The sequence below is a fragment of the Paractinoplanes globisporus DSM 43857 genome (assembly GCF_000379645.1).
Lineage (GTDB): Bacteria > Actinomycetota > Actinomycetes > Mycobacteriales > Micromonosporaceae > Actinoplanes > Actinoplanes globisporus.
The window spans coordinates 182,173-207,149 of sequence record NZ_KB903300.1; the positions used below are offsets into that span (position 1 = coordinate 182,173).

The 24,977-nt window shown below is 66.8% G+C and carries 16 protein-coding genes and 1 pseudogene; 10 read left to right on the top strand and 7 right to left on the bottom strand.

Translation table 11 applies throughout. The annotated features are described in order from the left end of the window. Positions 1 to 795: 795 nt before the first annotated feature. From A3CQ_RS0115115 to A3CQ_RS57415, 4 genes are all read left to right on the top strand, one after another. Entirely contained in the window at positions 796 to 1,134 is a 339-nt protein-coding gene (locus A3CQ_RS0115115; protein WP_157295894.1) for a hypothetical protein, read from the top strand. Positions 1,135 to 1,550: 416 nt separating this feature from the next. After that, positions 1,551 to 1,811, top strand: coding sequence for a hypothetical protein (locus A3CQ_RS0115120; RefSeq protein ID WP_157295895.1), 261 nt, complete (start codon positions 1,551 to 1,553; stop codon positions 1,809 to 1,811). Positions 1,812 to 2,002: 191 nt separating this feature from the next. After that, a complete protein-coding gene (locus A3CQ_RS57410; protein ID WP_020511781.1) occupies positions 2,003 to 3,037 on the top strand; it encodes a hypothetical protein in 1,035 nt (344 codons plus the stop codon). Between the two features lie 360 nt (positions 3,038 to 3,397). Continuing rightward, on the top strand, positions 3,398 to 6,262 hold the full coding sequence (locus tag A3CQ_RS57415) for a protein kinase domain-containing protein (protein ID WP_051115247.1): 2,865 nt from the start codon (positions 3,398 to 3,400) through the stop codon (positions 6,260 to 6,262). Positions 6,263 to 6,532: 270 nt separating this feature from the next. On the opposite strand, the gene A3CQ_RS0115140 is transcribed toward A3CQ_RS57415, so the two are convergent. After that, positions 6,533 to 6,895 carry a hypothetical protein gene (locus tag A3CQ_RS0115140; protein WP_020511782.1) on the bottom strand — a complete coding sequence of 121 codons (363 nt, stop codon included), beginning with the start codon at positions 6,893 to 6,895 and terminating at the stop codon, positions 6,533 to 6,535. Positions 6,896 to 7,314: 419 nt separating this feature from the next. Between A3CQ_RS0115140 and A3CQ_RS0115145 the strand changes: the two genes are divergently transcribed. Together A3CQ_RS0115145 and A3CQ_RS0115150 are read left to right on the top strand one after the other, a co-directional pair. Beyond that, positions 7,315 to 10,704 carry a serine/threonine-protein kinase gene (locus A3CQ_RS0115145; RefSeq protein ID WP_245577239.1) on the top strand — a complete coding sequence of 1,130 codons (3,390 nt, stop codon included), beginning with the start codon at positions 7,315 to 7,317 and terminating at the stop codon, positions 10,702 to 10,704. Continuing rightward, positions 10,697 to 12,127: a hypothetical protein gene (locus A3CQ_RS0115150; protein ID WP_020511784.1), complete on the top strand. Its 1,431-nt coding sequence runs from the start codon at positions 10,697 to 10,699 to the stop codon at positions 12,125 to 12,127. The genes A3CQ_RS0115145 and A3CQ_RS0115150 overlap by 8 nt, the downstream gene beginning before the upstream one ends. 406 nt (positions 12,128 to 12,533) lie before the next feature. Here the strand turns inward: A3CQ_RS0115150 and A3CQ_RS52935 are convergent, their stop codons facing one another. From A3CQ_RS52935 to A3CQ_RS0115170, 6 genes and pseudogenes are all read right to left on the bottom strand, one after another. After that, complete coding sequence (locus A3CQ_RS52935; RefSeq protein ID WP_020511785.1) at positions 12,534 to 12,869, bottom strand: histone-like nucleoid-structuring protein Lsr2; 336 nt, start codon at positions 12,867 to 12,869, stop codon at positions 12,534 to 12,536. A 1,036-nt stretch (positions 12,870 to 13,905) separates the two neighbouring features. After that, positions 13,906 to 14,682 (bottom strand): tyrosine-type recombinase/integrase, encoded by a 777-nt coding sequence (locus A3CQ_RS59040; RefSeq protein WP_157295897.1) that lies wholly within the window; start codon positions 14,680 to 14,682, stop codon positions 13,906 to 13,908. A gap of 162 nt (positions 14,683 to 14,844) precedes the next feature. Beyond that, a pseudogene (locus A3CQ_RS64415) lies at positions 14,845 to 15,009 on the bottom strand (site-specific integrase); the annotation flags it as partial. A gap of 126 nt (positions 15,010 to 15,135) precedes the next feature. Next, positions 15,136 to 16,326, bottom strand: a complete 1,191-nt coding sequence (locus A3CQ_RS0115160) for an MFS transporter (RefSeq protein ID WP_026205723.1) — start codon at positions 16,324 to 16,326, stop codon at positions 15,136 to 15,138. Between the two features lie 33 nt (positions 16,327 to 16,359). Then, positions 16,360 to 17,262 (bottom strand): NAD-dependent epimerase/dehydratase family protein, encoded by a 903-nt coding sequence (locus A3CQ_RS0115165; protein ID WP_040432418.1) that lies wholly within the window; start codon positions 17,260 to 17,262, stop codon positions 16,360 to 16,362. Between the two features lie 96 nt (positions 17,263 to 17,358). Then, a complete protein-coding gene (locus A3CQ_RS0115170) occupies positions 17,359 to 19,317 on the bottom strand; it encodes a glycosyl hydrolase family 28-related protein (protein WP_026205724.1) in 1,959 nt (652 codons plus the stop codon). A 155-nt stretch (positions 19,318 to 19,472) separates the two neighbouring features. Between A3CQ_RS0115170 and A3CQ_RS0115175 the strand changes: the two genes are divergently transcribed. From A3CQ_RS0115175 to A3CQ_RS52940, 4 genes are all read left to right on the top strand, one after another. Continuing rightward, a complete protein-coding gene (locus tag A3CQ_RS0115175) occupies positions 19,473 to 20,468 on the top strand; it encodes a hypothetical protein (protein ID WP_020511789.1) in 996 nt (331 codons plus the stop codon). 48 nt (positions 20,469 to 20,516) lie between these two features. Next, positions 20,517 to 21,737 (top strand): EAL and HDOD domain-containing protein, encoded by a 1,221-nt coding sequence (locus A3CQ_RS0115180; RefSeq protein WP_157295899.1) that lies wholly within the window; start codon positions 20,517 to 20,519, stop codon positions 21,735 to 21,737. 97 nt (positions 21,738 to 21,834) lie between these two features. Further along, a complete protein-coding gene (locus A3CQ_RS0115185) occupies positions 21,835 to 22,497 on the top strand; it encodes a hypothetical protein (protein ID WP_020511791.1) in 663 nt (220 codons plus the stop codon). Beyond that, positions 22,497 to 24,959, top strand: a complete 2,463-nt coding sequence (locus tag A3CQ_RS52940) for an AAA family ATPase (RefSeq protein ID WP_245577234.1) — start codon at positions 22,497 to 22,499, stop codon at positions 24,957 to 24,959. Before A3CQ_RS0115185 ends, A3CQ_RS52940 begins: the two co-directional genes overlap by 1 nt. Positions 24,960 to 24,977: the final 18 nt, after the last annotated feature.

Genomic DNA, 24,977 nt, shown 5'->3' on the forward strand with positions numbered 1-24,977 from the left:
CTTTCGACGGCCTCCGCTTCCGTATGGCCTTCGAAGTTCCGTCGTTCGTTGTGGAGCCGCATCGAGTGGTGATGCCCCCACCCGTGGGATCGGGCTATCCACCGCTCGTCACGATGCTCCGGGGCACCCGGTAACGGTTGTCCACGCCGACGGTTGTAGAGAACACCGTCAACCACTCGCGGGCCGTCGGTAGGAGGTAAAACCTCATAGAGCATCCACACCACTACATCAACATCGTCTAGGTCGTTCGGGTCTCTGGATTGAACGGGATCCACACCGACATACCGACAGGCATAATACGGGCCGATTACCCGGTGGGAAGGATTTGGCGGAAAATTAGCAGCAGTCATCCGAGTGCACCCCTATATTCAGCAGTCACGCGCACCAACACTTCCCACGGTCGGCCCTGCGGCCGGCATAAATCGCCTCGTCCCAGTAGACCAAAATCTGCGAAGTGACAGCCGCAGTTGAACCAGAACTGCGTTGTCTGCGAACAGAAGCACCGTTCGCCGAGTGAGCTCATCGGCAAGGTGCGCACCTGATCTTGGCGGGTCGACCTCGCGTTGGTGACTGAGCGTCAGAGATCCCGAATGACCGCTCAGCTTGCCGGGCCATCGCGAGCATGGTGGCAACTGTCGCTGTCCAGGTGACAACTATCCCTGTCCGTCACGGGCGGGTGCTATCCGGTCCTGACTTCGACTATTCTGAGCGTTAGGACGTATGTTCGAGCCGATGTCCGCGAAGGTCGGCCCGAAGCGCGTGCCGTGGTCTTCTCTCCGCGGCCAAGCAAGAGGTGTGGGAGGGAAGTCGTGGCTGGGCCTGCGCGTACTTGGGCCGCATCGATCCGATCAGCCGTCGATGTGGAACGCGTCCCTGGCCGAGGTCAACGTCGCGACCGTCGGCCGCGGCTCGGTCGCTGCCCTGGCCCGGGTGGTCGAGCCTGCGGACGAGGTCGAGCTTCGCCCCGGCGCCACCAAGATCCTCCCGGTCCCGACGCCGCTGGATTGGCTGCTGTCCTGGCCGGGCGGCATCCGCCGCGGCGCGACCGTCGCCGCTGTCGGGTCCACCAGCCTGCTCATGAGCCGGCTGGCGTCCGCCACGACGCAAGGCTGGGCGGCTTATGGACCCACCTGATGTCTGACCGGCTGTCCACTCGCTAGCTAGCGGAGCCTCCCTTTCCCCCTGGGGTGGACGCCGGATACGCACTCGGGGCGCGCGGGGCATGGCGACGAGGATGTCGGGTTGATCCGGCTAATGCGTCCTTACGTCGGTTCTTTGAGATTCGGTTCGTTGTGCTGCGGCTGACTCTCGGCGATTGCCTCGATCCCAATCCGCGACGTGGTCGCGAGCACCGTCGGGGCCGAGCCGCTAACTTACGGGCAGTCCCTGCCATCTATCGCGCAAAGTCACGGACTCTCAGTCGCCAGGGTTGGCCAACGGTGCCAACTAGCGCTGGAAAGTGCCAACTACGACCGGAGGTCACAGGTCATCGCAACTGCGACCTTGACGGCTGGCCACATTGAGATATCGAACATGCGTACGATATGCGGGTGGGTAGCACCAGACCGGAGCGTGAGCAGACGCAGGCGCGTACGGCATACATCGCGGCGGCTCGCCGGTTTGTGGATGCCTTCGCGGCGACACTGGCGGCTGGAGTTCCGTTCGATCCGGGCAAGCCGGGGCAGGTGCGGGAGTGGACGGCCCAGGACGTCGGAGCGCTGCGGGAGCTGCATGCGGCGCTGGGCGAGGTATTGGACCGGAGGCGGGCCTGGGACCGGATCCGGTGCCGCGGCACAGACACCCACCGATGACGCAGGTCCGCAGGTAGGACAGATCATGTTGAGCGCAGCTCAGTGCTGGCGGGTTGCTGGGGGCGGTCCGGGACTTCGCGGTGGGCGGCGAGCACCCAGTCGCAGCGGCACTACGGTCGCCGGTGCCGCGGGGACCTGCAGTTGGCCGCACACACTGGGCCTTCGCCTCTGCCGGGTGGGATCATCTGAAGGTGAGCGAAGACACTGGGTTAGACGCGTGGTTTGTTCACGAGAAGCTGGTTCTTAATCTGCTGTCCCGGCAGGACGGTGTTGAGCTTGGCCGGCGAATTCCTGGCCCGGCGCACCCCTTTGCGCAAACGATGCGACTCGACGCCTTCGAACGAGTCGTAGCGGCGTACCTGGCCCGCAACGATGTCGCCTCGCTCGCCGCAGTGCATCATCAGGGCACTCTCGCCGAGGGGAAGGTGCTCTGGCTGGAACAACCGATTTCGTTCAAGGGCTTCGGGCCGGCATGGGCGGCGATCGACAGCGGCGCCGACCGTGACGCGAGGGCGTCTTTCTCCGCGGTGTTGTCGACGGACTCACAGCTGCGGGTTCGGGGAACGTTCAATCCCCGGCACATGACGTGTAACTCTGCCTTCAGCCAGTTATCCGGTACGAAATCGCAATTCGTTCTGGGCTATGTGCAGCGTGTCACCGATGACGAGGTGGAGCTGCGGCCGATCGTCATCGCGCAGCGGTGGCTGCGGCCGAGGCCCGAGCTCGACATCGGGGACCCGGGGGATCCGGCGCATATAGCACCGCGAGCGGTCGACCAGTTCGCGGGCGTCAACTTCGCCCAGCGCCTCACCAAGAAGGACCTTGAGGTGTTGCGGACGGTGTCAGAGACGCGGGTGAAGACGGCGTTCGCTGAACTACTAGGAGAGCCGGAGGTTCCCAAAGACTGGGGCGGAGAGCAGTTCGACCTGTGGACCTTCAACCGACTCACGGTGGAGGGGCGGCCGCTACGAACTGCCATCGCGTTCAAGGGCCCTGCCAAGTTTCATCCGATGCGGATTGCCGATCTTGGCAAGAACGGTGATCAAATTGACCGGCTTGCTCAGACGGCAGCTGATCTCATCGTCGTTCAGCATTGCAACGCCATTACCGCTCCGGTAGTGAACATGCTACGCGTTTATGCCGAGAGTCCCAGGCGTCCCAGGCGTTACATGACGATCGACGGCTACGACACGTTTCGAATCCTGCGACACATAGGAATCGTCTGATCGTTTGCACCTTCACGGCACAGTCCGAGACCGCCGCCACAGCGCCTTCCCGATTGGCCACCGACGCGCAGCCGGCCCGACTGGCATCACCCGGCGGGTGCCCAGACTCGGCTCGCACGACGCGAACATGACGCTGCCTCGCGCGTCAGGGTTGGTAAGGTGCCTGGGAAATATGACCAGCGCTACCTGAACCGCGCAGCCGGCGGTGCTCAGCGGGGCGTTCGCTGCGCGTCACCACCGGCGCACGATCAGGAATGACGACGGCGAAGGGCGGGTTGTTGGTGGTCCGGGTCGTCGATATCGCCTCTGGGCTCTGTTGGCGCGGACCTGCTCGTTACCTGTGTTGGACGGCACTCTGCGATGACTGAAAGCGCGATCACCGTCGACGATGGTCAGCCTGCCCTGATCGTTCGCTACGGTCAGCTACTCGGGGACGAGATTCCCCAAGCACAGCGTGCCGGTCAGCTGGCTGACATCCTGGTGGAACTCGTGACCGGCATTGGTCTTACGGCTCGCCGTGCCGCGCCGGTCCTCGGCCCGCATCCTGCGGTAGCGCTGCACGTTAACGGTGTGCCGTACCTAGTCGTGGTGAGTTGGTCGCCCGATCAGGCGACCCCGGCGCAGATCTTGGATCTCCAGCGCGCCGCCGCTCGGCCCGGCGTCCGGCTCGTGCTGGTGTCCATTTCGGGATTCACTGAACCGCAGCTGTCGCACGCTGAAGACGAGCCGGTTGTCATCCTGATGGACCGCTTCCATATCGAGGCAATGCTGTGCGGGTTGGCGTCCGTCGACGGGATATTCGGGCAAGCCAGTGACCGTGCGTTGTTCGACCGGGCTGGGTACACCGACCTGACGGATCTGCTGGTGGATACCGGCCGGCCGACGCCGGCGGGCTTCGTGACGCCCGATCGGCTGCCGGCGCCCGGGGACATGTGCGTGCAAGCGGCGGACGGGGCGCGGGTGCGGCACCTGTTCAGTGGAGTAGCCGGGTGGATTGAGCCGCTCGGCTTGGCCATCACCGAGGATGGGCGGCTGTTGGTCACGACCGCAGCCGGGATCGTCGAAGTCGACGGCAAACGCGGCACCACGGATTGGCTGCTGCCCTTGGATGGTTGTCGCGGTGACCCGCTGCCGTGCGGGGACGGCAGCGTCTTGACGCTGTGCGGGCCCGCCGTCGTGGCTTGGAAGGATGGCAAGCTCACACCCATTGCCGGTGACCTCAGCGACGCCCGCTCGCTGCTTGCCGGCCCGGGTGCGGACCCGTGGGTGTTGTCCGGGTACGGGGCGAGCTTCGGCGTTGGCACCGGCACCCTCGCGCTGACCCGGCTGGGCCGTCGTGCGGGCCAGCAACAGAAGCGTCACATCGTCTTCGGCGCCGATGTGCTTACCGCCGGATGGCTGGGTGATCTTCGCTTCTTCCTCGCCGCGGCCGGTCACTCCGCCGTGATCGACCTCGCTCGAAGCACCCGAGTCCAGCGCGAAGACTGGATTGAAAGCCCGCATCACAGCCCCGGCCACCTTCTGGTCACCGGCCCGAGCGAGGTCACGACCGCTTCACCGGACAGTCGTGGCGTGGACGCCACGCTTTATCGCACCGACCTCGCTACAGGCGCGAGCGAATTGGTCGCCGAGATCGCCAGCAACAAAGTCCGCGGCCTGGCCTGGCAAGGCGCCGATTCTCCGATGCTGATGCTCGGTGACGTGCGCGGCAATGACGTCACTACGCCGCATCCGGTAATCGTGGCAATCGATAGACAGATCAGTGCCGCAACCAGCTCTCACCCCGTTCAGCCCCGCAACCAGACTCCCGTAGACCCAGTGCGGGAACGTTCCGCAGCGACCTCCAAAGACGCCGCTCCTATGTCGGATCCGCATGAGCCAGCGGTAATCGACCACCCGATCGTTGACCGGTTCGACCCGGTCCGGATCGCGGCCCGGGGACTGAGAAGCGACTATCGTCTCGGACCCCGGCCACTTGCCCGGGGAGGACAAGCCACCGTCTTCGGCGCTGTCCACAAGCCCACCGGCACGCCGGTCGCCTTCAAGAAAGTTAACTTCCAGGGCCCGGACCAACTCGCCAGGATGGGACGCGAGGTCGACGCCGCACAGATGTTCGGCGGCAATCCGCACGTGATGCCCGTACTTGACTTCAGCCCCAGCTACGAGTGGATCGTCATGCCTTTGGCCGACGATACCGCGCAAACCAGATCGGCCGAGCTCGCCGACTCCGACCGCCTGCGGAGACTGGTCACCGCGATCTGCACGGCGCTGCGTGAACCACACAAGCACGGCTGGATCCACCGCGATCTCAAACCCGACAACATCCTGCGCCTCGATGATCGATGGACGGTCGCCGACTGGGGCCTGGGCCGGCGCCCTCGAGGACAGACCACTGACCCGAAACGGACCCAGGTAGGAGGACCGTTCGGCACCGAAGGCTTCGCCGCACCTGAACTGGGCGCCGATGCCCATAGCGTCGGCCCGCAGGCAGACATCTACAGCATCGGGCAAATCGCCGGCTGGGCGCTGACCGGGAACTGGCCCCAGGCCAACGTCGCGCTGCTGCCTCTGACCGGACCATGGCGCACCATCGTCAAAGCCGCCACCGACTTCAACCCCGCCCGCCGCCCCGGCACCGTCGACGAGCTTCTTGCCCTCATCGCCCAGGAGCTCGACGAGCCTCCCGACATCCCGGTGAACCAGGGCAAGGCGCTGCTGGCCGCGGCGGCGGGCGGAGACGCCACAGCGCTGACACAACTAATACGGCTCGCAGTTCGGAGCCATGCAGACTACGAGCTGTACCTGGACGTGCTGGTCGACCTCGACGAAGAGCAAACCCGCACCGCCGTATCCGCCGACCCATCTGCGACCCGCGACGTCGTGCGCGCAGTGCGAGACCTGCACACCGGCGGCCAAATCACCCTCGAATACGATGACGTCGACCGGCTAGTCACCTGGCTGCTGGTCATAGCTCAACAGGCCGAAATTCTCGAAGAGTGGGACCTACTCGAGGACACCGCCGAGGCGATCCTGTACCTCGATCTGTGGGACCGCTGGAACGTCCAGAACGACATCAAACGATGGATCACATACCGAACAGGACAGGCCGCCTCGATCGTCGCCGGCGCCCTGCGGCGCAACCCAGAAGTGCTCCAACACTTCGCGAGCTTAGCCAGCAACACGCGCGTCGATCACCGGGTCCGAACGGCGATCCGCAAGAGCTGAGACACCCGAACGGCTCTGGAGAATCATCCCCTTTCATCTCGTAGGCCAGCGGCGTCGCTCCTGGCTCGGGCAGAGTCCGGGCGGCGGTCGCACTGACCGGTTGGGGGCATGAAACCGGCAGGCTTGGGTGAACTACATACCTATTTTATATAGCGATATTGCCGTTGGCCTGCAAGAACGTCACGCTTGATCCTGTCGAGAAAGCCGGGGACCGCGGACGCCATGCGGCTTAACTGAGTAGTCATCCGCACCCACGGCCCGGCTCCTCAGTCAGCTAGCGTCGAGGATGTACGGCCGAGTCGCTGGGACCGCCGCGCCCGCGGCACTGGGCCACCACACCCATTCGCTGCCGACCCTGAGACACGGCGATGCCGCATCTAGTGCGCGTAGGACGGCCAGATCCACGCCGGGCATGAGGATCGGCACCAGGCGCTCGCCGATCGGCAACACCCAGCCGTATCGGCCGTCGGCATCGAGCGACTCCTCCCGCATCGGCTCGCCGACTGAAGCGACCGGGCGCACCTCTCGCGCGATTTCCGCCGCTGCGCGGACCGCCTCGATGAAGGCGCGCATGTTGGCTTCCGCCTGCGCCGCGGTCGCGCCCTCGACAGGCCGGCTTCCCGGGTTGATCATAAAGCCAGCTTACGTGCAAATCGAACAGGCGTGCGAATTACCCCATCGTCTGTCGGTCCAGTCGCGCAGGACCTCGTTGCGGCCGCGAGACCGTTCCAGCCATCCAAGCCTTCCCGGCCGGCCGCGCTGGTGCCGCGGCGCATGTCGCGCCGAGCTATGGCGCCCCAACCACCCCAAGGGCGAGTCCCGTCTCCCCGGCTGGGTTACCAGGGAATTCGCTCATCGTCACGCTGGCGTCGGTGAGGCTCTCCCGGTCGAAGTCCGCCTTGAGGTAGATGTCCGTCCACGCTGTGACCGCGCCTCACCCTCACGGAGGGTATCTGCAAAGTGTCACGGCGCGGCGGCGGCTCACTGGCCGCTGCGCTTCGTCCGATAGGGTGCAAGCGCCAACACGGTGAGGGGGCTGCGCGTTGCAGTTGGTGGCGAACCGCTATCTCGTCAACACCGACGCCGAACAGATCGGCGGCCAGGGCACGATCGTCAAGGCGATAGACGGCCGCGACAACGGGGCGCCGGTCGCGCTGAAGTTCATCTCGCGGCGTGACGCCGATGAGACGCAGCGGGCCTTCTTTCGGCGCGAGGTCGAGGCCCTGCATCGGCTGGATCACCCGAATATCGTGTCGCTGCGCGATGCTGGCGAGGACGAGCAGCGCGATGCCTTCTTTCTGGTGATGCCGTGGTTCGACCGGAATCTCCTGCAGGTGCTGGCGGCGGAGGGGGAGCTGGGCTGGGACGACTTCGCTGACCAGTGGGGCCTTGCGCTCGCGGAAGCGTTGGCGCATGCGCACGAGCGTGATGTGGTGCACCGAGACGTCAAGCCGGCGAACATCCTGGTTGGCGAGGACGGCACGTTGAAGCTGGCCGACTTCGGGATCAGCAAGATTCGCCATCAGATGGTTACCGAGCTGACGTTGGTCGAGCATTTCTCCCGCCCGTACGCGCCGCCGGACCGCGAAGGTATGAGCAGTGCCAGCCGCGACGTGTGGGGCTTCGCTGCGACGGCGCTGCGCTGTTTGACCAGCGGGCCGTTCGACGACTACCCCGACATCGCGACCGCGCTGGGCGACGTCGACGTGCATCCGAAGGTGCACGAGCTGCTTTCGCGGTGCCTGAGCAGCGACCCGCAGGCCCGCCCGCGTAACGCGGTGGTGCTGCGCGGGCTCCTGCGCGAGATCCAGTCGGCGCGGCGCCGCAGGTTCTCCGACTACCAGCGCAAGGTGCAGCTGCGGGTCCTCGAGGACGCCGCCCGCCGGCTCGCAGCGCCACCGCTGGACCGTGACCCCGACGCCATCGAACGCGCTGTGGTCGATGAGCTGAGTCAGGGAGCCCATCTGCTGCGGTACACCGACGGCAACGGTATTGAGGCGGCCGACACCCTGGAGCTGATCGGCCGTGAGCGGCGAATGCGCCTCGCGGTGCTGTCGGACCGGCCCGAGCTGGTCCTGACCAAGGTCAACAACGCTCCCGACGCGGTACTCGAAGGGCTGCGTCGGCGCGGCTGGCCGGTCAGCGACCAGATCGTCTGGACCACGCGCCCGCAGCCGCCACGAGCGGCTCTGGAAGCCCGAGACGTGGCGCTGGCCGGCGTCGACGACCATTACGTGCAGCTCGACGACGAGAAACATCGCCAGGCCGAGAACTTGCTGTTCGACAAGTGGATCGACCTGCTGGATGCCAAGGAAGACCTGGAACTCGAACGCGAGCCGCCGCTTGCGTACCGGTCGATCGAGACCGACGGGCGCCGGGTCGTGTTCTTCCTGCGGGAGGCCGCCGCCGGCGATGTCGTGGGCGCCGAGCGGGTCTGCCGTAACCCGGCGGGCCGCATCATCGGCGGGCCCGGCGTGGTCATCGCACAGGATGAATCGACGATCACTCTGGCCTACCCCCGCAAGATCAAGAACCTGCCGACGGCCGGGGAGCTTGTACGACATGTCGCCCCGGCCGCGGCGGCATTGCGCCGCCAGCGCGACGCGGTCACCAACATCCGCGCAGCGATCTCGGTGCGTCCCCAGCTGCGACAGCTGCTGCTCGACCCGACCCGGATCGCTGCGCCGACCCCACGGGCGATCACCACCTGGTCGGACAGCGCGCTGGACGACGACAAGAAGACCGCCGTAGCCGCCGCGCTCGGCAGCAAAGACTTTTTCCTGCTCGAAGGGCCACCGGGCACGGGGAAGACCAGCTTCATCACCGAGCTGGTCCAGCAGGAACTGGCCCGTAACCCCGACGCGCGGATCCTGCTGGTCAGCCAGACCCACGTCGCCGTCGACAACGCCCTGGTGCGCCTCGCAGAGGCCGGTGTGAATCAGCTGGTCCGGCTCGGCAAGGACGACGACCCCCGCATCGCTAACGACGCCCGCCGCCACCTGCTCGACCAGCAGATGCCGGCCATGGTGCGCCAGGTCCGGCAACGAGCCGAAGCCGAACTAAAGCGGCGCGCCGCCGCCATCGGCGTGCGCCCCGGCCATGTGGAAGGTGCCGCGGCCATCCGGGAGCTGATCGAAGCGCTCCGGGAACTAGACGCTGCACAAGCGCGCCTCGATACCCTCGAGGCTGCACCGGTCAGGCGCGACACGACCGGGCCGGAACCCGAGCCGAGCCCGGAGGAACAGACCGCTCAGCTCAACGAGCGCGTTCAGTCGCTCGCCGAGCGGATCGGTGATCTGCGCACCCGCGCCAACCATGCACTGGCCGGCGACCTCGAACTGCCAGCCGATCTGACCCTACCGCTCGCTGAGGACGCCTTCGCCGCCGTGGTCGGCGACGACGAGCAACTGCGCAAGCTGATCGACTTGCTGGACCTGCAAGCCGAGTGGTTCCAGCGCATCGAGTCCGGACACGAGCTGGAGGGTGTGCTGCTGCGCCGCTCCCGCGTGGTCGCCGGCACCTGCCTCGGGTTTCTATCGCATCCCGCCGTCCGGGACCTCGAATTCGACCTGTGCATCCTGGACGAGGCCTCGAAGGCGACCGCCACCGAGACGCTGGTGCCGTTGTCGCGCTCGAAGCGGTGGGTCCTGGTCGGCGACCCCCGCCAGCTTCCACCCATGCAGGAAGAAGTCCTCGACCACCCGGAGCTGATCGAACGACACCACCTCGAACGCGCCGATGTCGAGCAGACGTTGTTCCAGCGACTGCTCGACAACGCTCCGGCCACTGCCCGCCACCAGCTGACCCACCAGTACCGGATGGTGCCCGGGATCGGCGACCTGGTCTCCCACTGCTTCTACGACGGCCAGCTGGTCTCGATGTCCACCAGGACCCTGCCCGGCTGGCGGCAGCTCTACAAGCCGGTCACCTGGCTCGACACCGCGACGATCAGCGACCACGGCGAGAAGAAGGACGCCACCAGCTACGTCAACCACGCCGAGGTGCGTGTCATCCGCCGCGCCGTCGCCGGCCTGCGCGGCGCCGTCGCCAGGAACCTCATCGTCCCGCCGGACGGCCGTCCGCTGCGGGTGCTGGTGCTGACCGCGTACGGCAAGCAGATGCAACGGCTGCGGCACGCCGTCGCCGATGCCCCGCTGGCCGGCTTCGACATCGAGGTCAACACCGTCGACGCCGTCCAGGGCCGCGAAGCCGACATCACCTTCTACTCCGTGGTCCGCAGCAACACCGGCCGCAACCTCGGCTTCCTCGGGCCACTGCATTGGCGCCGCATCAACGTCGCGCTGTCCCGCTCGCGGTACGGACTGGTCATCGTCGGCGACGCCACATTCTGCGAAACCACCCGCGGCCCGCTGGGCGACGTCCTCGCGTACATCCGCCGCCACCCGGATACCTGCACGATCGGAGACGCGAGCCATGGCTGACGCCACCGTCATCGCGGCACGCCGCTACAGCGACCAGCATCCCGGCTACCGGCTCGCCTATTCCGGTGAAGCAGCCATCCCGGTCTCCCTGCTCACCCTCGACGTCCTGGTCCAGCAACGCAAGAAGCTGCCCGTCGTCGACGAGTTCGTCCTGCGGCTGGCCCAGCACGGCATCCACAAGATCGACAACATGGCGGCCGTCCTCGGCGTCGACACCCCGACCATCTCCGACGCCGTCGCCCACCAGCTGTCCGAAGAAACCGTCGAGTACCGGCCCGACACCCTCGGCGGCCGCAATGTGCAGCTCACCTACGGCGGTCGCCGGGCCGTGGAGGAAATGTCCACCGTCACCCCGCAGCGCACCGAATACCAGCAGGCGTTCGACCGGCTGCTGTGGCGGCCGATCCCGCACACCCGGGCCGACCTGATCACCCGCGCCGCCACCGAAGCGCAAGGAATGCTCGTCCTGCCGTCGGCGCGGACGGCCGAGGTGACGTCAGGTGAGGTCACCCCGAGGCAACTCAACCGGCTGCTCGACCAAGCACAGCAGGACACCTCCCGCTCCGCGGTCGAGGTGCTCAGCGTCGAAGCGATCACCCGCCAGCCGCGACTCTTCCTGCCGGCCGTGCTGCTCGTCTACACCTCCGACACCGCCGACGACCTGCGCTTCAACCTCGTCGTTGACGACACCCTCAGCGAACCTCACGACAGCGGCCTGCACCAAACTGGCGGACTCGGCCGCACCAATATCATCATCGAAACCGGCCGCACCGACCTCGACCTGCCCGCCCGGTTGCTGGAGCAGCGCGCCTCCTACGACGTCGTCCGCGACCTGCAATGCCGCGCCGAGCAACCCGCCGCCACCGGAGACGCCCACCCCACCACGCCACCCAGCGTCGTGGCGGACCGCGAACGCACGGCCGCACGCGCCGAACTCGACACCCTCACCGTGCGCAGCGTGCCGTTCTTCGAGCATCGCGAACTACTGACCACGGCACTCGACACCAGCCGAACCCGATTCCTGCTCGCCGCCCCCTACCTGCGAGATGCCGTCATCAACGGCGACTTGCTCGCCAAACTCGAGATCATGCTGCGCCGATCCGGCCTGACCGCCCGCATCGCCTACGGCCTCGGCCACGACCTCAGACACACCGACACCACAGCCCTCGAGCGGCTGCGCAAACTCGCCGCCCGCTACCCCCGCCTCACCCTCGCGCACCTGAACGAACCCCACCCCAACATCCTGATCTTCGACGACACCGTGGTCCACAGCGGCTTCGACTGGCTTTCCTTCCGGGATCAGCCCACCCACACCTACCGGCCAGATGAAGGAACCCTGGTACGCGACACCGACCACGCCGACGAGCAATACCAGCACTACGCCGAACTGATCGACCACGCCCATCCCGCAACCCGCACATAGCAGCACGACCAAGGCGACCGGATGCGGCGCCGTCGGTCCGGAAGGACCAGGTGCTCGACGGTATCGATCAACGCCGCGTTATTGCTCGGTCGGAAGGGCGAACAGAGTTCGTTATCCAGCAGTACGAGCCCGGCATTCGATGAGCATCGCCCTAATTGCCGAGGACCTGTCGCACCGCGGCCGAACCGCCCACAGGACGCATCGGCGCCTGCCGCCGCACCGCCTCTTGCGCGTTTACATCTGGTGCGGCATCCGTAAATGTCGGACGTAGACAGTCGTAGACCGAATTGGATGGTGGACGACCGACGGTTAGGAACCTATCGTGGCGCATGAGGCGGTTGCGAGCTCTCCCCCGTGGAGCCCGCAACCGCCCGTCCGGTAAGGGCGTCGCCATCGCGGCGCGAGGCTACTTCTGAGCCCGATACGCCTCGACGACAGACGTGGGGATGCGTCCTCGCGCCGACACCTCATAGCCGTTCTGACCAGCCCATTCGCGGATGGCTTGGTTCTCGTCTCGGCTGGTTCGTGTTGTTGCTGTTGCACGGGAGAGGATGCGTCCGCTGCCGCGACCGATGCGGGTGGCCGCGCTGAGGTAGGGGTCGAGCGCCTTCCGCAGTTTCCCGGCGTTGGCATCGGACAGGTCGATCGAGTAGTTGACTCCATCGAGACCGAACTCGACCGTCCGGTCTGCTTGGCCGCCATCGATGTCATCGGTCAGGAGCGTGATAACTTGCTTCGCCATGGTGAGCTAGTTCCTCAGTCTCTGTCGAGCATTGTTCGGCAACTATAGGACCTGCTTAGGCCCGTGTTTGTCCCAAAAGATGTGAAGGACGCCGCAGCGCATCGCGCCGTTTCATGCATCAATGTTTACTCTCAGGAGCGTTTCGCCCCTTCGTTGTGCACCTGACGGGACGCCACTGAAGGCCATCAGCCAGTTCGCGCAACGAATCCGCTAGCCGCGTCGGCGGCAGGGCCGTCGATGTCGCAGGTGACATGAGGGACACATGCCCACAGCGTCTGCAGTACCAGCACCGTCGCCAAAGCCACAACGCACGCTGCGTTCGCCGGCCACCAGCGCCGGCCTTGCGACGACGGAGCCACACGGCAGCAACCACCAGCATGAGAAGCGGGCCTGCCGTTGAGATGCATGACTCCGCGGGTGACCCGAGGCGGCGAGACGAAACCGCATCTGCCACGACGAGGCCAGTTACCAACACAAGCCCGATCACAGACGTCGTCACCACGCGAAGGCCAAGAACAGTCGGGGGCGCCAGCGAAGCAGCGAGGGGACTCATTCGAACCCCACGTGCCCGCAACGTGAAGGGGGAAACGGCAGGGCCCCACGCGTAGCCTCGAACGTCAAGGACGTGCCGCCCAGCGCGATAAACGGCCGGAACAGGCTCCATCGGACCTGGGTCGCCGCAGTGCAGGCACGCGGGTGCGTTCATCGAACCGAGACCCGGCGGATGGGCCGGGGCGTATGCCCCGTCGCCTTGAACTCGCGGAGAAGGATCTTGGCGGGCGGAGGTGGTGCGACGAGGATTTCGTGCTCCGTTCTCGTGCAACGTTGTGGCTCCTCGCTCTGGTATGGGGTGTCTGGGTTGGCTAGGGGCACGCACTAGCGGGGCGGCCGTCGACATCTGTGGCACACGTCACAACCTGGCTCCTTGGATGGGTTGCTTGGGTGAAGAACCCGCTGCTACGAGGGCGTCGTCCCACGTCCTGACGGCGGGGCCTCTGCGTCGCGCCCGTCGGTCATCACGCAGTTTTGTGGCTTCTCACGCGGCTTCGGCCATTAGCTTGTTGAGTCGGGTAACAAGGTCAGCGGAACGGCCGGGACGGACACGAACATAGAGTCGTAGAGTGGTGAGCTCGTCCTCGTGGCCGAGGTGAATCTGCACATCCTTGACGCTTGCGCCGGCGTCGATGAGAAGTGAGGCGCACGTTCCTCGAAGATCGTGCGGAAGGGCTTCTACGCCGGACCTCCGGACGGCCTTGTCCCATTGATCGCGGCGCCAGTTACGGTAACGGAGGTGTTCGCCCAGGCGGTTAGGGAAGACGAGAAGAGATGTCTTCTTGAGCGTTTTCAGTTCAGCGATGAGAGCGTCAGGCAGATCTACCGTGCGTTTGGCATATGTCTTTGTGGGCCCGACGATGACAGTGCCATTCGTGTCTTCGACTGAGAGCTCAATGTTGGCCGTCTTGGCCTGGAAGTTTATGTCCGACCAGCGAAGGGCGAGCGCTTCGCCGATACGAAGGCCGCCATAGGCAAGAAGTCGCACCAGCGCGCGATCGCGTGGCAACCTCAACGGCAGCGCCAACCTTTCGACGTCCGCCGGCGTCAACACAGGGCGGTTGGGGAGCGGTGGCTCCTTCAGCCTCACAGACCGGTCAGTAGCTGGGTTTTTGGCAATCGCGTGATCGCGGACGGCGCGGTCGAGGACCCGCTTCAGCACTCCCAGAGCCTCGAGAACCTTCGACACACTCACGCCGGCTGCGACCATGCCCGAAATCCAGTCGTCGACCCTGTTCCCATTAATGCGGCGAACCGGCATAGCGCCAAAAGTAGGCTCGACCCTCAGCTTCCACGCCCCAACGTAGCCGAGCTTGGTTCGATGCTTGAGATGCTGGATGGAATTCTCATACCCCGACCACCACGTGCTCAGCGGTCGCGTCGCGGACCTCTCGTTGGTAGCGGTCCCGTCGTCGAGTTCCGTTCGCTTGCGAGAGAGCCACCTATCCGCACTTTTTCGATCAGCGAAAGTGACCGGACCTGGCACGAGCTTGCCGATATCAGGATCAGGATATCGGGCCTGGTACCGCCCACTTGGCAACTTGCGGATCGCGCCCCAGCCTCGTCGTGAACTAGCCATGTTGCTCATCGCCCCCCGTCACTACTCAATACCTTCTGGCACGTATCTGGCACGCCAGGCGATGAACGGTACGTCGCAGCAAGTCAGAGCAACAAGAACAAACAGTTCCTAAACCGTGTGTCGTAGGTTCGATTCCTACCGGGGGCACTCAGCGATCGCGACCTCGCGTGGCCGGGTCGAGGCTCTCCACCTCGCCGCTGCCCAGACGGTGAAGCCGGCGAAGGCGAACATTGCCGCCAGCACGCAGGCGCCCGTCCAGCCGTAGCGATGGTGAAGCAAGCCGGTCAGGGCTGAGGAAAGCGCGCCGCCCGTGAAGACCGTGGTCATGAAGACGGTGTTGATTCGGGCTCGGGCATCGGCTCGCAAGGCGTAGATCTCGTGTTGGCTCATTACCTGGTGGGACTGGACTGCGAAATCCAGCAAGACCCCGGCCACGCCCAGCAGGATCACGCTGCGATGACCGGCCGCGGCCAGGACGGCCATCAGAGCGGCCAGGGCGAGAGCGCCGCCGCTGGCCAGGGCGCCGTGACCGCGGTCGGCCAGCTTGCCGGCTATCGGGGCCGCAGCCGCGCCGCCCGCGCCTACCAAGGCGAAGATGGCTATCTGGGACTGGGTGAAGCCGTGTTCGCCGATCAGCTCGTAGGCGATCGCCGTCCAATATGCGGTGAATGCGCCGAACAGCAGGCCCTGGGAGAGAGCTCGCCGCCGCAGTGCCGGCTCGGAGCGGGCCAGGTCCCACACCGTCCGTAGCAGGGAGAAATAGCCGGCGGTGTGGGACGGCGGGCGCTGCGGCAGCAATCGGCGCAGGGCGACGGCCAAGGCGAGCATCAGGGCGGCCGAGATGAAGTAGATGGCACGCCAACCCCACAGGCCGCCCACGAACGAAGAGACCGTCCGGGCCAGCAATATGCCGAGCAGCAGGCCGCCCATCACCTTGCCGACTATCGCGCCGCGCGAAGAAGGCGGGGCCAGGTGAGCCGCGAACGGGACGAGGATCTGCGCTACGACCGAGGTGACACCGATCAAGACCGACAAGGCCAGGAACAGGGGGTACGCCGGAGAGAGCGCGGCCAGCAGCAGGGCCAGGGCGGTGCACAGGAGCAGGCGGGTGGTCAGGCGACGGTTCTCGATCAGGTCGCCTAGCGGCAGCAGCAAGAGCAAGCCCAGGGCGTACCCGATCTGGGTGAGGGTGACCACGACGGTGGCGGCGCCCTGCGACACGCCGAAGGCGCCGGCGATCAGGTCTAGCAGCGGCTGCGAGTAGTAGAGGTTGGCCACGGTCAGGCCGCAGGCCAAGGCAAGCAGGGGAATCAGGGCGCGACGCACTCGCGCAAGTCAACCCGTCGCCGGCGCGAAGAGTCAGTGACGCAGCTCTCCGAAGCGGTGTGTGGTGACGAACGACGCGATGTAGTCGTCGAGGCGGTGGCTCGGGGTCCAGCCGAGTTCGCCGGCCTTGGTCGTGTCGGCCTGGCCGCGGACTCGCTCGCCGCGCAGGGCGGGGACCATCGCGTACGGGGCCTGGAAGAGCTTGGCGACCTCGAGCATGGGCCACTCGTGGCCGGCGCCCAGAAGGTAGCCGTCGCCGGTGCCCTTCTGTGCTACCAGGACTATGCCGCGGACGATGTCGTCGATGTGGGTGAAGTCGCGGGTCTGGGTGCCGGGCGACACGACCGGGAGGGGCTCGCCGCGCAGGTAGTGGTCTTCGAAGATGCCGATGACCGTGGCGTAGCGACCGCTCGAGATCTGGCCGGGGCCGTAGACGTTGTAGAAGTACGTGATCGCGTAGTCCAGGCCGTACCAGTTCGAGTAGTTGCGGATGTACTCGATGTTCTTCGCCTTGGTCCACGCGTACGGATTGAGGTTTTCGTCCTGTCCGTCGTTGCCGAACTTGGAGCTCGAGCCGGCATAGATGAGCTTGGAGCCGTTGGCCGAGGCGAACTTGACCGTTTCCATCGTGCCGAGGAGGTTGAACTCCCAGGTCAGGTCGTGGTCGTCGAAGGACTGGACGATGCGGGAGTACTCGCCGAGGTGGAAGACGATCTCGGGGCTGGGCAGGCCGCGCTCGGCCCAGATCTTGGCGATGTCGACCGTCGAGCCGTCGATGTACGTCACTCGGGGGTCGTTGACGTGATTTTCCGGTGCGCCGGTGAAGTAGTTGTCGATCGAGACGATCGCGGCGGTCGGGAAGTCGGAGAGCAGCGCCTTGATGAGGTTGGAACCGACAAATCCGGCGCCACCGGTCACCAGCAACGTTTGGCTCACGAAACTTCCTCCGGCTCCGGGACAGTGGCCGCCAAGGCTACCAACACAGCGCGGCCCCACCCGAATCAACGAGTGGGGCCGCACCGTGGGGATGAACTACCAGGGGGACGGGGCGGGCGGCGCGACTACCGGGGGACGGTCGTCGCAGGTGATCGTGTTGGGCAGCATCCAGGGGGCGAGCCAGCCGCCGTCGTTGCCGCCGAGGTCGGTCACCGAGAACTCGGAACCGGTCGGCGGGAAGTTGAAGCGGCCGCAGTTGTTGATGCCGACCGCGCCGACGTTGCGGGCGTCGACGTTCTCGAACGTCGCGCCGCCGCCGACCCGGGCGCTGAGCACACTCGTACCGGTGCCATCGATCTTGATGTCCTTGTAGTGGACGTTGGTGATCGAGTAGAGGTCCTTCACCGGGAAGTCGGCGACCTCCATGATCGCGTTGTACGTGTTGTCCAGGAAGTTGTCGCCGACGACCTGGATGTCCGCGTCGATGTTCTTCTCGAGGGCGTAGAGCCAGATCGCGCCGAGCCCGATGTTCCAGTTCAGCTCGTACGTGCCGGCGCGCACCGTGGTGTTGCTGGTGAACCAGAGGTGCCCGGTGAACGCCTCGGCGCCGAAGCGGGACCCGGCGTGCAGCGCGCTGCCCTCGCGGATCGGGTCGGCGATCAGGTTGTTGGAGACCGTGTTGTCGGTGCCGCCGTAGATCGCGATGCCGTTGGCGAGCACCGGCGTCTGGATCGTGTTGTGGTCGAACGTGTTCCGCGCGTCCGCCGTCTTCTCCGACCACATGGCCAGCGCGTCGTCGCCGGTGTTGCGCACGAAGTTGTTCTTGACGAGCGAGTCGGTGACGCCGGTGTGGAAGTTGAGACCGTCGGCGATCTGGTCGACGATCACGTTGTTGGTGACCTTGATGTTCTTCATCGGCCCGTCGAACCACAGGCCGACCTTGGTGTGGTGGATGTAGAGGCCGTCGATCGTCGAGTCGCTCATCGCGCCGCCGATGCCGTTGACCTGGTCGGTGTCGATGCGCTCGCGAACGTCACCCTCGATGGCGAAGCCGGAAAGATGAACGTTGCGGCTGTTGACCCCATAAAAACCGACACCCAGGTGTACGGAGTTGTCCGGCGCCGGCGTGGAGAGGGCGACCTCATGCCCCTTGATGATCGTGTACCAGTTGCCGGCGCCCTCGATCGTCACGTCGTCGACGATGATGTGCCGGTTGACCTGGTACGTGCCCGGCGGGACGTACACCTTGAGCCGGGCCTTGCGGGCGAACGCGATCGCCTTGTCGAAGGCGTTCGCCGAGTCCTTGCGGCCGGTCGGGTCGGCCCCGAACAGCAGCACGTTCGCGGCGATCAGGTCGATCTTCGGCGCGCCTACCAGCTCGGTGTCGAGCAGGTCGATCACGGTCCAGGCCGCGGCCGACGACGCGGTCAGCCGGATCTTCTCCCCGGCCTGGTACGTCCGGCCGAGCGCGAGCCGCTGCTCGTCGTAGAAGTGGTTGGGCCGGAACGGCGTGGTGATCACGGGGGCCGGGGTGGTCGCGTTCGGCACGCAGGCGCACTCGGTGATCCACCAGTCCGGGTGCAGCAGCCCTGCGTTCGGGTCGTTGCTGAACGGATATTGGTTGTACAGCCACGAGTACTGCGAGGTCAGCGTCATGGACCGGCTGTCACGGCCGACCTTGACGCCGAGCGGCGCGGTGATCCCGCCGCCGTTGGGAGCGTCGGGGATGCTGTACCGCACGGTGATCGCGTTGGTGGCCTTGGGCAGCGTGAATTCGACCCACTGACCGGGGGCGAGCTTGACCGCGGAGCGCCCGGAGGCCTCGGCGGGCAGGGTGTAGGCGCTGCGGTCGGGGCCGATCACGGTGCCGCTGGTGGCGGCGGTCTCGGCCTCCTGCTCGGTGAAGCCGACCGTGGCACCACGCCCGGCGGTCAGCGCCGGGGCGAGCGCGGCGCGGGTGCCGGCCGGGAGAGGGGTCGGCGTTTTCGCGTACGCGGTGGCGGGCGCACCGACCGCAAGGGCGACCACGACGGCAGTTATGGCGGCTCTCTTCATCGACAAGTCTTTCTTTTGGGGAGCGATGCTCCAAGCGGGACGGACGCTCGGAGGTGCAGTGACCATAAGATTGCTGTGACGTAGTCCACAAGGTCTCGTCTCATATTTTCGGCAGATTGCTCGCTCGTTACATGAAGCCATCGTTTTCTTGCGCCGTGGCCGTCGTGCTGGCGGTGCTTTCGGTCAGCGCTTGCAGCAAGCCGGAGCCGTCGTGGCACCGGGTCGACCTGCCCGGCGCGGCCGACCTGCGCGACGTCGCCGACTGCGGCGGCCAGTGGTGGGCGGTCGGCGGCCGGACCGGCGGCGGCCCCGCGGCCTGGACCAGCGCGGACGGCGACACCTGGCGGTCCGTGCCGTTCGCGCCGCTGCCGGCCAGCTTCTACGGCCCGCGCGAGGTGATCACGGACGTGGCCTGCGCCGGCGACCGGGTCGCGATGATCGGGGCGGTCCCGGGCGGCGCGCACGGCAACCCCCGGGTCAGCTCGTGGCGGCTCGACGGCGGCCGGATGGTGGAGAACGCGGCGCCCTTCGAGACGTACGGCGGTGACACGGCGGTCGACGTGGGCCGGCTGGCGGGCGGGCCGGCCGGCTTCGCCATCGCGGGCAACCGCTCGACCGGCGCCGCGGCCTGGCTCTCCCCCGCCGATGCCCGGGTGTTCACGCTCTTCGAGAACGCGCCCGGCCTGGCCGGCAAGACCGTGGCCCGGGACGCGGTCGCCATGCCGGACGGGCAATGGGCGATCGTCGGCGGGGCGGCCGCCGGCAGCGTGCTCGACCAACGGGCCGCCGTCTGGCTCACGACCGACGGCAAGTCCTGGACCAGGGACGATCCGCCGGCGGCCGGCGGTTTCAACGAGATCCAGCGGGCGGTACGCGACGGCGACGACGTGGTGGCGGCCGGCATGCGCGACACCCGGTTCGGCTTGTGGCGCTGGCATGCGGGCGCGTGGACGGCCGGCAAGGCATTCGGGGGCGACTCGGGCGGCGTACGATCGCTGGCTCTTGCCGACGGGAAGCCGGTGGTGGTCGGCGGGGGTCTGTATCTCGATGGCCGCAAGGCCGAGGCTCCCGAGCCGCCCGTGGCCGTTGCGGCGCGTGGGAAACAGCTGCTGCTGGCCGCGAAGCAGCGACTGTGGCGGACCGATGTCTGATTCGGGGAATTCGTCAGATCTCCGGCCGGGCCGCCGATAGCTAGCGGTGTGAAACCAACGGCCGCTGCGGATGGCACCCAGCTCGTGCACGTCGGGCGTCAGCCCATCTTCGACGTGCACGGCGGCGTGGTCGCCTACGAGCTGCTGTTCCGCGGCAGCGTCGACGCGGTCGCGGCGGGACGGCAGGACACCTACGCGACCAGCACCGTCATGGTCAACGCGTTCACCGAGTTCGGCATCCGCGAGGTCGCCGGCGACCGGCTCTGCTTCATCAACCTGACCCGCGAGTTCCTCGTCGGTGACATCGCCCTGCCGTTCGGCCCCGAACAGGTCGTCCTCGAGGTTCTCGAGACCGTGCAGATGGACGAGCAGGTCGTCGCCGGGATCACCGCGCTGAGCGAGGCCGGCTACCGGATCGCGCTCGACGACTTTGTCTGGGGCTCCGGGCACGAGGTGCTGTTCGGGCTCGCCTCGTACGTGAAGCTCGACCTGCTCGACGGCGACCTGTCCCGCCTCGACGAGATCGTCGCCGCCTGCCGCGAGTACCCCAACATCCAGATCGTGGCCGAGCGCCTGGAGGGCGCCGAGCAGCTCGCCATCGCCGACAAGTACGCCATGGAGCTGCGCCAGGGCTACGCGCTGAGCCACCCCCAGGTGCTCACCGTCGCCAGCCTCTCCCCCTCCCGGCTGCGCCGCCTCGAGCTGGTCGCCGCGCTCAGCTCCAGCGAACCCGACCTGCAGAAGATCGTCGGCATCATCGCCAGCGACCCGCCGCTGTCGCTGCGCGTGCTGCGGGCCAGCAACTCGGTCGCGGCCGGCCACGCCAACCGGATCTCCTCGGTGCGCCAGGCCGTGGTCATGGTCGGCCTCCCGCACATCCGGCAGTGGGCACTGCTGATGGCGCTCGACGACATGGGCAGCGGCACCGAGGAGCACATGGTCGGCGTGCTCACCCGGGCCCGGCTCTGCGAGAACATCGCCACCTGGTTCGGCGCGCCGCCGGACGCCGCCTTCATGGCCGGCGTGATCAGCGGCGTCGGCCGGCTGCTCGAGGTCGCCCCCGAGGGCATGGCCGACCAGTTCCCGCTGGCGCCGGCGATCGTGACGGCGCTGACCGAGGGCACCGGGCGCCTCGGCCAGGTGCTGCGCGCGGTCGACGCGTACGAGAACGGGGAATTTGGCAGTTTCGATCTGGCCGGGCAATACATGGACGCCGTGCGATGGTCGACGCGGGCCCTCGACGCCTCGAGCCGGCTGGCCGCCGCCTGACGTCCCTTCCGGACATCATCCTTTCGCACGCTACGATCGTGTAACAACCTCGGGAGATACTGCGAAGACGGACAGCCCGTCAGAGCGGTGGTCTTCGATGTTGAAACGGTCGATCCACGTCCTCACGGTCGCCGCGATCATGGTCGCCGCGTCGTGCGCCGCCCCCGAGTACACGTACGTCAAGAACTCCGGGCAGAAGACGTACTTCAAGGTGCCGCACGAGTGGCACGAGACCGGAACGAACTCGCTCGACGACATGCTCAGCGGCACCAACCCCGACTCGGCCGGCGCCGCCGTGCGCCAGCAGTCGTGGTGGTCGGTCGCCTACGACGCCGCGAACACGCCGGACGCCGAGCATCTGCTGACCAACAGCATCACCGACAAGCCCATCGTGTACGCCCGGATCGCGCAGCTCAGCGAATCCCAGCAGAACGCCGTCTCGCTCGACATGCTGCGCGACGTGTTCCTGCCCGTCACCGACGACGCCCGGGAAGCCGCCGCGTCCAGTGTCGACCTCACCGGCTTCGAACTCGTACACGACGAGGTCCTGACGCCGACGAGCGGCCTGCACGGCGTACGCGTCGTCTACGACTACGAGCTGGGCGGCGGCGTGCTGCACACGTTCGACGAGACCGCGTTGGTCAACAACGACAACAGCAAGCTCTACCTGCTGATCATCCGGTGCTCCACCAGCTGCTATCGCGAGCGTTCGGCCGAGCTCGACACGATCGCCACGTCCTTCACGGTGAGGAGCGAGTGATGACCGCCCCCGTACCAGTTGAACCCGTACCGGCTGATTCCCTGGAAGGGCTGCCCCCGCCCGACGAGATGCCGCGCGCCCGGGAGCGCACCACCCGCAAGAAGCTCCCGCTCTGGGACCGGGTGAAGTTCCTGCTGCTGTTCACGGTGGCGTGGTTCGCCCTCGTGTGGAGCTCGATGGCGGACGATCCGATCCTGCCGTTCCAGGACGCGATGCGCGAGATGGTGCGCAGCGGCAAGGGCATCACGCTCATGGTGCTCTTCGGGCTCGAGCTGCTGCGCCAGCTGCATTTCCTGATCAGCGAGCACGTCTCCTGGTACCACCGGCTCTGGACGCACGGCATCTTCGGCGGCATCGAGCGGCTCACCCACCGGATGTTCTCGGACTGGACCAGGTTCCGGCTGATCCGCGTCTTCAAGTGGCTGGTCTTCATCGGCGTGGTCGCGCTGGTGCTCGGCTCGGTGCTGCACACCTCGCCGGCCATGGCGCTGTTCCAGATCCCGGCGCTGCTCTGGTCGGCGGCGCCGATGTTCATCCAGGTCATCTTCATCCTGTTCATCGCGGTCGGGCAGTTCGCGGCGATCTTCTGGTTCCTGTCCCGGGGCGGCGTCGACGTCTACTTCCCGGACGACGTGAAGACCCGGTTCTCCGACGTGTGGGGCCAGGACCACGTGCTGGAACGGGTGAAGGAGAACATCGTCTACCTGGAGAACCCGGAGGCGATCGAGGCCAAGGGCGGCTACGTTCCCGGCGGCATCCTGCTCTGGGGCCCGCCCGGCACCGGCAAGACGCTGATGGCCGAGGCGGTGGCCGGCGAGACCGGCAAGCCGTACGTCTTCGTCGACCCGGGCGCCTTCATCAACATGTTCTTCGGTGTCGGCGTACTCAAGGTCAAGGGATTGTTCCGCAAGCTGCGCAAGCTTGCCCTGCGGTACGGCGGCGTGATCGTCTTCTTCGACGAGGCCGACTCGCTGGGCAGCCGCGGCGCCCTCGCCCAGGGCGGCCAGGGTGGCTTCCCGCGCGGCATGACGCCCGCTCCGTTCAGCAGTGCCTGCAACGGGTTCTCGTACTTGTCCGAGGACTCCCGCTGGGCGCTCACCCGCGAAGCGATGCAGAACCAGATCATGTACGGCGGCGGGATGGGCGGCGGGGGCGGCGGCATGGGCACGCTCGAGGCCCTGCTCACCGAGCTGTCCGGCCTCAAGAAGCCGCGCGGCTTCATCAACCGCCACGTGCGCCGGACGCTCGGCATGCGCCCGAAGCCGCCGCCGAAGTACCGCATCCTCGTGATGATGGCGACCAACCTGCCCGAGGCGCTCGACGAGGCGCTGCTGAGGCCGGGCCGGATCGACCGCATCTACAAGGTCGGGTACCCGAGCAAGGCCGGCCGGGTGCGCACCTACCAGGGCTATCTGGACAAGGTGAAGCACGAGCTCACCGAGGAGCAGATCGACAAGCTGGCCACCATCACGCCGTACGCGACCGGCGCGACCATCAAGGACATGGTCAACGAGGCGCTGATCACCGCGATCCGCGACGACCGCGACACCATCGGCTGGCGCGACATCATCCGCGCCAAGCAGCTCAAGGAGCTAGGCCCGGCCGAGAACGTCGAGTACATCGAGCGGGAGCGGCACGCGGTCGCGGTGCACGAGGCGTGCCACGCGGTGGTGGCCTACCGCACCCGCCACCACATGGAGATCGACATCGCGACGATCGAGAAGGGCAGCGGTTACCTCGGCATGGTCGCCAGCATCCCGCCCGAGGACCAGTTCACCACCTGGCGCAGCCACTACGAGTCGGACATCTACGTCTCGCTGGCGTCGCTGGCCGGCGAGCGGATGTTCTTCGACGGCGACAGCTCCTCGGGCGTCTCTGGCGATCTCGAGCAGGCCACGTCGGTCGCGACCAACATGGAGGGTGTCTGGGGCATGGGCTCCACGGTCTCCTCGTACGCGACCTCAAGCCGTCTCGGCGTCGGCAGCCCCGGCGGTCCGGCCAAGGGCGAGAAGAACGACGTGAGCGCCCGGCGTGCCCTGGCCGACCGCATCGAGGACACCCTCGGCGAGATGCTGCAGCGTGCCGAGCGAATCCTCAAGGAGAACCGCCGTCAGGTGCTGGCGCTGGCGCACGCTCTCGAGACGCACAAGACGCTGACCGGCGAGGACGTGGTCGCGGTGCTCGAGGGGCGGCCCGGCCCGCTGATCGACGGCTCGGTCTACGCCGACGACGAGTTCGTCGCCGAGTTGGAGACCTACCACCGGGCCGCGCTGTCGGCGCACCGCAACCACACCAAGCTTGCGATGAGCATGCCGTCCCGGTACCACGAGGAGCCGGTGCTCGTCCTGGCCGAGCCGGACACCTCCGACCTGGAGATCTGGCGCCGGCCGGACCCGCCCGCCGTGGCACCCGGCCCGGCGGCCAACCCCATCGAGAACGGGCACCCGCCCACACAGGACTGACGATCGGCCGCGCCCGAC